Annotated in this window: 8 protein-coding genes and 1 pseudogene; all 9 read right to left on the minus strand. The window is 40.4% G+C overall.

From position 1 onward, the window contains the following. Window positions 1-149: 149 nt before the first annotated feature. Window positions 150-914 carry an IclR family transcriptional regulator gene (locus ACESM9_RS13365; RefSeq protein WP_372999607.1) on the minus strand — a complete coding sequence of 255 codons (765 nt, stop codon included), beginning with the start codon at window positions 912-914 and terminating at the stop codon, window positions 150-152. Window positions 915-1,039: 125 nt separating this feature from the next. Continuing rightward, entirely contained in the window at window positions 1,040-1,636 is a 597-nt protein-coding gene (locus ACESM9_RS13370) for a thymidine kinase (RefSeq protein ID WP_372999610.1), read from the minus strand. Between the two features lie 96 nt (window positions 1,637-1,732). Further along, window positions 1,733-1,951 (minus strand): 50S ribosomal protein L31, encoded by a 219-nt coding sequence (gene rpmE / locus ACESM9_RS13375; protein ID WP_372999613.1) that lies wholly within the window; start codon window positions 1,949-1,951, stop codon window positions 1,733-1,735. Window positions 1,952-2,117: 166 nt separating this feature from the next. Continuing rightward, the gene (rho, locus tag ACESM9_RS13380) at window positions 2,118-3,554 is read right to left on the minus strand and encodes a transcription termination factor Rho (protein WP_372999627.1); all 1,437 of its coding nucleotides are present in this window, start codon (window positions 3,552-3,554) and stop codon (window positions 2,118-2,120) included. 57 nt (window positions 3,555-3,611) lie between these two features. Further along, window positions 3,612-4,589, minus strand: coding sequence for a class II fructose-bisphosphatase (gene glpX / locus ACESM9_RS13385; protein ID WP_372999630.1), 978 nt, complete (start codon window positions 4,587-4,589; stop codon window positions 3,612-3,614). A gap of 117 nt (window positions 4,590-4,706) precedes the next feature. Further along, window positions 4,707-5,354 carry a fructose-6-phosphate aldolase gene (gene fsa, locus ACESM9_RS13390; RefSeq protein WP_372999616.1) on the minus strand — a complete coding sequence of 216 codons (648 nt, stop codon included), beginning with the start codon at window positions 5,352-5,354 and terminating at the stop codon, window positions 4,707-4,709. A 286-nt stretch (window positions 5,355-5,640) separates the two neighbouring features. Beyond that, window positions 5,641-6,018, minus strand: a complete 378-nt coding sequence (locus ACESM9_RS13395; RefSeq protein WP_372999620.1) for a hypothetical protein — start codon at window positions 6,016-6,018, stop codon at window positions 5,641-5,643. 52 nt (window positions 6,019-6,070) lie between these two features. After that, entirely contained in the window at window positions 6,071-6,886 is an 816-nt protein-coding gene (locus ACESM9_RS13400) for a 3-keto-5-aminohexanoate cleavage protein (protein ID WP_372999624.1), read from the minus strand. 57 nt (window positions 6,887-6,943) lie between these two features. Next, window positions 6,944-7,029: pseudogene (locus ACESM9_RS13405) on the minus strand (3-aminobutyryl-CoA ammonia lyase); the annotation flags it as partial.

A 7,029-nucleotide genomic window follows, 5' to 3' on the forward strand; every position in this document is an offset into this window, starting at 1 on the left:
TTTACAAAATTTTATTAAATTATTTTTCATTCTCGTCAGCATTTTTATCTTCCACTTATTTGTGAATAGTTCTACATTATAGAACTATGTTCTCATGACATTCTAAATTAAATGGGCAATTATAATAATCTTATAAAAGCCCTGTCATATTATTTCTGATAGCCAAGCCTTTTAGAAATCTCCTCTGCTGCTTCTCTCAGTATATCAATAATTTCATGTATCTTATCTTTGGTCATCCTTATGGATGGCCCTGCAACACTGATTGCTGCAACTACTTTGCCACTATAGTCAAATATTGGAGCTCCGACACATCGAAGCCCTTCCATATTTTCCTCATCATCAATGGCATACCCCTGCTGTTTTACCTTCTTCAAATGTTCAATTACCTCTTTTTTATCTTTTAAGGTATACTCAGTAAATCTATTCAGTTCATCAGGTATATTTTTCATCTGGTCTTCTGTTGGCATGAAGGCGAGCATAGCCTTGCCGATTCCTGTACAATAGGCAGGATATCTGGTGCCTATCTTAGTAAAGAGCCTCATGGATTGGCTTGATTCGTATTTATCTATATAAACAACCTCTATGCCATCTAATATGCCTAAATGAACAGTTTCATCCGTCTTAGCGCATACTTCCTTCAGTATAGGAGCAGCTATGGTTCTCACATCTAATCTGTTTAAAACCTTGCTGCCCAATACTAATAGATTCAACCCCAATCTGTATTTCTGAGTCTCCGGATCCTGTTCTATAAGGCCATGATGTTTCAATGTATTTATGATTCCATGTGCGGTACTCTTATTCAGATCCAGCTTTTCGCATATTTCCTGCAACCTTAGCTCCGGCTTCTCGTCTGTGAAGCAATTCATTATCAAAATAGCCCTTTCAATGGCCTGTATTCTCACTCCGTCGCCCATGCTTTCCCTTCCTCTTACATTATAAATACTATCATTCTATATTATAGAACCGTGTTCTCATTTTCTCTCTTGCTACATTCTATTCTACATTGGTCTGAAAATTCCTTCTTTTGATCTAAAAAATTTTAGGAATCTTCCGCTTCTTTTCTAAATCTGAAATAACATTTAGGGCAAAGAGACTCATACTCCACACTTCCCGCACCTTCTATGGCTACCTGTTCACCTTCAAATACAAACTTACCATTTATTTTTCTTCCGTTTAACATGGCTTTTTTACCGCATTGGCATATGGTTTTCAACTCTTCTATGCTGTGAGCCAAAAGCAGAAGCCTGGCACTTCCCTCGAATCCTTCCATTCTAAAATCTGTTCTGAGACCGTAGCATATTACAGGTATGTCCAACTGACAGGCAATCATAAAAAGCTGATCGATATGATAAGCCTTCAGAAACTGTACCTCATCCACCAGCAGGCAATGAAGTTGTCCATTGTTTTTTGTCCATTCTTCAATCAAATCATATATATTATGGTCTTTATGTATTAGATAGTCCGCTTTCCGAGTCACGCCTAGCCTTGATACCAGTAGTTCTCCGCCCTTTGTGTCTGTCATTGGCTTTATTATAATAACCTTCATGCCTCTTTCTTCATAATTGTGTGCTACTTGCAGCAAGTTTGTTGATTTGCCGCTGTTCATTGCTCCATATCTGAAATATAGTTTGCTCATATGTACCCCCTCCAAATTCTTAAAAGGGACAAAAAGAACCGTCCCCGTTGTCCCAAAAAAAATTGAGGTTAAAGCTGATACTCTAACCTCATATTTTTATTCTTCTGTTTGTTCATCTTGAATATTGTACTTCCTCTTAAATCTATCAACTCTACCACCGGTATCAACAAATTTTTGTTTTCCAGTAAAGAATGGATGGCATTTTGAGCAAATTTCAACTTTTATTTCTTTTTTTACAGAACCTGTTGTAAATGTCTCGCCGCAAGCACATTTTACAACTGCTTCACCGTAATTTGGATGAATGCCCTCTCTCACACTACTCACCTCTTTCTGATGAACTATATCAATTGTATTATTTACGAATTTCAACTTTTACATTATAGCATAATATTTTTTTTATAGCAAATAATTTTTTAAATGACTCGTGACACGGGATCCGTGATGCGTGACTCGTGAAAAAAACAGAGCTTCGCAGGCTCGCCTATCTTATAAGCTGCTTCCTTATAAACTCTACAAACTCTTCATTTGTTTTTGTTCTTTGCATAAAATTGATTATAGAATCTGCAACCTCTGCTGTATTGCCGCTGCTTAGGGATTTTCTCATGCTGAGTACACCTTCGTATTCCTTGGGACTCAAGAGTTCTTCTTCTCTTCTGGTTCCTGATCTGTTCATATCTATAGCAGGGAATATCCTCTTTTCTGATAGTTTTCTATCCAAGTGGATTTCCATATTGCCTGTACCCTTGAACTCCTCATATATTACGTCGTCCATTCTGCTTCCTGTATCCACCAAAGCCGTTGCCAAAATAGTCAGGCTGCCGCCTTCTTCAATATTTCTGGCTGCACCGAAAAACTTTTTAGGCTTATACAAGGCACCTGGATCCAAGCCTCCGGATAGAGTTCTGCCTGTAGGTGCAATGGTGAGATTATATGCTCTGGCAAGCCTTGTTATGCTGTCTAGAAGCACAACTACATCCTTTTTCTGCTCTACAAGCCTTTTGGCCCTTTCCAGAACAATCTCAGCAACCTTGCAGTGATGCTCAGGCATCTCATCAAAGGTTGAATATATGACATCACCCTTGATAGATCTCTTCATATCTGTAACTTCTTCCGGTCTTTCATCTATCAAGAGCACGATCAATTCTATATTTGGGTAGTTTGTGGTAATACTGTTGGCGATTTTTTTCAAAAGAATTGTTTTTCCTGCTTTGGGTGGGGAAACAATCATCCCTCTTTGACCCTTTCCAATAGGCGCCAATAAATCGATTAGTCTTGTAGAAAGGTCCTTTGGATCACATTCCATAACCAACTTTTCTTTGGGATATATGGGGGTCAGATCTTCAAAATCAGGCCTCCTGATGACCGTCTCAGGATCATCTCCATTTACGCCCTGTACATAAAGCAAAGCTTGGAATTTCTCGCCTTCTTTGGCTGCTCTTGTTATGCCCGTAACCCTATCTCCCGTCCTCAGATTAAACCTTCTAATCTGAGAAGGAGAAATATAAATATCCCTATCTCCAGACAGATAATTATCAGATCTTAGAAAGCCGAAGCCTTCAGGGTGAACCTCCAGTATGCCGTCGGCTCTCCCGCCCTTCTCCACATCCTTGGATTCCAAAAACCTCTTAGCCTCTTCGCTTAAATCTTTTTCTTCTTCCTGGAGCTTTTCTTCTTCCTCGCCTGCATCTACTTCTTCCTCTGGGAGCTTTATTTCTTTACTTTCCTGGGGAATTACAATCTTTTCTTCTTTTGGTTTTTCTAATTCTTTATCTTCTGTCTTAGGAATTCCATGTGCCACTCTTGCAGCTTCTATCATATCCAATATTTCTTTTACAAGTTCTTCCTTCTTCAGCTTGTAATAGCTCTTGATACCCATAGCTTTAGCCATTTCCCTAAGCTCAGTCAGATTTTTCTTCATTAATTCCTCCAACCAATCACCTCCTCATATTGTGACATTGCAAAATCCTTTTTACACCTATGCATATTTGATATATTGTGGTTTCTTTGAAAGATTATGAGTAGCTTCTACAAATCTTATGGTGCCTGTTTTTGATCTCATTACTACAGAATCGGTCACTGCAATATTGTTCTCTAAGAATAAAACACCCTTAAGCAGTTCTCCATCGGATATACCCGTTGCGGCGAAGAATACATCATCCCCCTTTACCAGGTCGTCAAGATAAAGAACCTTATTTACATCACATATTCCCATTTTTGTGCATCTTTCTCTTTCTTCATCATTCATAGGATACAGCCTGCCCTGGAACTCACCGCCCATGCACTTTAATGCTGCAGCTGCTATTACTCCTTCTGGTGCTCCGCCTATACCCATGAGTACATCTACACCGGTCTTTTCAAAACAGGTAGCTATGGCCGCTGCCACATCACCGTCTCTGAAAAGCTTTATACGACAGCCTATCCTTCTTATTTCCTTCACCAAATCCTCATGTCTTTCTCTATCCAACATGGTAACCGTAACTTCCTTGATGTCCTTGTTCAAGGCTTTTGCTATGTTTCTCAGGTTTTCCTCAACCGGGGCATTGATATCTATAACTCCCTTTGCTTTTGGTCCTACTGCTATCTTATCCATATACATATCCGGCGCATGAAGCAGGCAGCCTCTCTCTGCCACAGCTATAACAGATATGGCATTTGGCAACCCCTTTGCCACCGAATTTGTACCATCCAGAGGATCTACTGCTATATCCACCTTCACATCCTCTGGTCCTCTTCTCCCCAGTTCTTCACCTATGTACAACATTGGGGCTTCATCCATTTCCCCTTCTCCGATTACCACCACGCCATCGATATTCAATGTGTCGAACATCCTTCTCATTCCATCTACTGCTGCCTGGTCAGCGGCATTTTTGTCGCCTCTTCCCATCCATCGCGCACTTCCTAAAGCTGCTATTTCTGTGACCCTAACAAGACCTAGAGCCAGATCTCTATCGATCAAGATTGAAACCTCCTTCACTTTTTATACTTTTTAAAATGACATATTGAGTGAGTCCAGGTGAAAACCGCTCACCTGAACTCCAATCTTCTTATTAATATAACCATCTTGTTATAATTATCTCTTGCTGAACTTTTCCCAATCGGCTAAGAATTTATCTATACCTATATCTGTGAGAGGATGTGAAATCATCTTTTTGATTACATCGAAAGGTACTGTGCTGATGTGAGCACCTGCCAGTGCTGCTTCGGTAACATGCATAGGATGCCTTATACTGGCGGCTATTATTTCACAATTCATCTGATATATATCAAAAACCTGTGCTATATCCCTGATAATATCCATACCGCTATTGCCTACATCATCCACCCTTCCGGCAAAGGGACTTACGTATGAGGCTCCTGCCCGGGCTGCAAGCAATGCCTGATTGACGGAAAATATCAGAGTGACATTGGTTTTAATTCCCTTTTCCTTTAGTATCTTTACAGCTTTCAGGCCTTCTTCACACATGGGTATCTTTATTACAATATTTTTGTGTATTTTTGATAGTTCTACGGCCTCCGGCACCATTTCTTCAGCTTTCATACTTATGACTTCGGCACTTATGGGGCCGTCTACAATTTCAGCTATTTCAGTTACTACCTGTTTAAAATCCCTTCCTTCTTTTGCTATTAGAGAAGGATTTGTAGTTACACCGCAAATTATGCCCATTTCATTGGCCCTTCGGATTTCCTCCACATTTGCGGTATCAATGAAAAGCTTCATAAAATAACCTCCATATTAGAACTCAGAGCTCAGAACTCAGAGCTCAGTATTGCCTAGGTATTCCTATTCTGTCAGTCTCTGGCCTCTGGTCGCTGGTCTCCAGTCACCGGTCGCTAGCTTCTAGCCACTAGCCTCTGGCTTTTTAGAACTAGGTATGCCTATCAGGTCTTTACTAAAACACTAAAGATGCTAGGCAGAAGCCAGAAATAACAGTCATACTGAATACTCGAAACTCGAAACTCGCAACTCGTAACCAGAAACTTGTAACCCGTAACTCGCAACAGAATTATATATTACTCAATACCTCTATTAGTTCTTCCATATCCTTTTGCCTTTTGGCTACCAAGTTCTTTATGGGATCCTGCCCGCCGATAAAAGCTATATCATAGGAACTGGACGGGCAGCTTAGCATTTTTACCTTTTCCCAAGGCACCGACTTCCATGTATATATAAACTTGTGATCCTTACCGCAAATAAGGCAAGGGATAAGTACATGGAAGGTTTTGAAGTCGCGGCTTTTTACCTTTGCAACAACTTCTCCGCATTCACATTTTACGCAAACTTGTCTTCCATTCTTCATTTGAAAAAAACTCATATCCCCGACAATAAATCTGCCGCATCTTTTGCATCTCACAGAGACGCTGATATTTGCATCAAATACCATTCCATATCCCCCCTTCCTTATTATTTCTACAATTCTTCTTTATATCCTTCTCTTATTTTGTCAATCCCAAAATTTGTCTTGCTTCATCTGGTGTTGCAACTTCTCTTCCACATTCCTTTGCGATCCTTGCAACTCTAGCTACCAGCTGGGCATTGGACTCGGCTAATACTCCCTTGCTGTAGAAGATATTGTCCTCAAAACCTACTCTTACATGGCCCCCCATTACAATGGCCATAACTGCCAATGGAAGTTCATATCTTCCGATGCCTGCCACAGTCCATGTGCTTCCAGCAGGTATGCTGTTTGCCAGGTACATAAGGTCTCTTGGCTCTCCCATGATAGCTCCAGGAACACCCATTACAAAGTCAAAATGAAGTGGAGTCTTCAACAAGCCCTTTTTAACCATTCTTAATGCGTTGTCTATCATGCCTCTTTCGAATATTTCTATTTCAGGCTTTACATCATTCTCTAGCATGGTCTTTGCAAAGGTTTCCATGTATTCCTGTGTATTCATGAACACATCAGGTCCGAAGTTACATGTGCCTGCTGTCAAGGATGCCATTTCCGGCTTCAAAAGCACAGGCTGAATTCTTTCCTCTGCAGTATGCCATACAGCACCGCCAGTGGACGGCTGGAAAATAACATTACATTTGGCAGCAATCTTTTCTTTGATTTCCCTGTATACTTCCTTATCCTGAGTAGGTGTACCATCTGGTTTTCTTGCATGTACATGAACCATAGCTGCTCCTGCTTTATAAGCTTCATAAGCAGCCTCTGCTATTTCATCAGGTGTTATGGGCAGATTGGGCTGTTGTTCTCTTGTGACCTCTGCTCCAGTAAGTGCAGCTGTTATTATAAGTTTATCCATTTTATGTACCTCCTATAACATATACATATTCTTAATTCAGAAAAATTTAGCGGTTAGCTACTTTCTTTGCTTATCCTTTGGTACTACGCAGGTTCCGCTAGCCCTGCAAACAATTATAGGGGTCTCTAAAACTTCAGCAGCTG

The sequence above is a fragment of the Lutispora sp. genome, assembly GCF_041687175.1.
Taxonomy (GTDB): domain Bacteria; phylum Bacillota; class Clostridia; order Lutisporales; family Lutisporaceae; genus Lutispora.

What these genes read in the sequence shown, in the direction of transcription:
- ACESM9_RS13365 (WP_372999607.1), bottom strand. Translation starts at nt 914, where the DNA reads ATGGGCGACGGAGTGAGAATACAGGCCATTGAAAGGGCTATTTTGATA.
- ACESM9_RS13370 (WP_372999610.1), bottom strand. Translation starts at nt 1,636, where the DNA reads ATGAGCAAACTATATTTCAGATATGGAGCAATGAACAGCGGCAAATCA.
- rho (WP_372999627.1), bottom strand. Translation starts at nt 3,554, where the DNA reads ATGAAGAAAAATCTGACTGAGCTTAGGGAAATGGCTAAAGCTATGGGT.
- fsa (WP_372999616.1), bottom strand. Translation starts at nt 5,354, where the DNA reads ATGAAGCTTTTCATTGATACCGCAAATGTGGAGGAAATCCGAAGGGCC.
- ACESM9_RS13395 (WP_372999620.1), bottom strand. Translation starts at nt 6,018, where the DNA reads ATGGTATTTGATGCAAATATCAGCGTCTCTGTGAGATGCAAAAGATGC.
- ACESM9_RS13400 (WP_372999624.1), bottom strand. Translation starts at nt 6,886, where the DNA reads ATGGATAAACTTATAATAACAGCTGCACTTACTGGAGCAGAGGTCACA.